An 829-nucleotide genomic window follows, 5' to 3' on the forward strand; every position below is an offset into this window, starting at 1 on the left:
CGTCAGCTCGGCCTCGTCGCGGGCGCGCGCCGCCGCCTCCTCCGCGGCCGCGGCGGCGGCCGCGATCGCGCGCGGGTCGACGCGCGGGCGCGAGGTGGAGAGGAACAGCCAGCCGTAGAGCACGCCCACGCCGCCGGTGAGCACGACGGCCATCGCGAGCAGGCCGAACAGGGTGCCCCACATCGATGCGAGCGAGAGCGCCGCGGTGCTGCTCATCACCATGCCGATCATCCCCAGCATGATGGCGCCCGGCCAGTACGCGATGCCGAACAGCCCCGTCGTCGCGGTCGTGCACAGCCACGCGAGCCACGCCGACCGGTGCGGCTTCGCGAGCCCCGCCGACCGCCCCCACTGCGCACTCACGACCGCGCCGAGCGCGAGCGTGCCGCCGCCGAGCAGCGTCCCGATGAGCGCCGTCGCCCACACCCGCTCGGGCGAGGACCACAGCGCGATCGTCGCGGTGAACGAGTCGGCCTCGATCTCGCCGACCGGGTCGCCCGAGCTGTGCATGAGGAACGCGAGGCCGACGACGAGCGCGAACGCGATGAGGAAGTGGGTCGCGAGGGCCATGAGCGTCTGCCCCACCCACGAGCTGAGCAGCGCGGCGGCGGTCTGCCGGCGGGTCCATCGGATGCGCGGCGGCGGCAGGAGGGCGGCGGGCGGCACGCCCGGGGCTGCGTAGATGACGGGTGCGGCGTACTGGGCGGGCGCGCCGTACGGGGAGAGCGCGGCGTACTGGGCCGGCGCGCCGTACGGCGAGAGCGCGGCGTGCTGCGTCGGCGCGGTGCGCGAGGCCGGAGGCGCGGGCTGGGCCGGCGCTGCTCGGAGC

1 pseudogene is annotated in these 829 nt (G+C 76.5%); it reads right to left on the minus strand.

The window, feature by feature from the left end:
* Positions 1 to 829, minus strand: a pseudogene (locus NWP09_RS13050) (hypothetical protein); the annotation flags it as partial.

Source organism: Agrococcus sp. HG114 (assembly GCF_024723325.1).
Classification (GTDB): Bacteria; Actinomycetota; Actinomycetes; order Actinomycetales; family Microbacteriaceae; genus Agrococcus.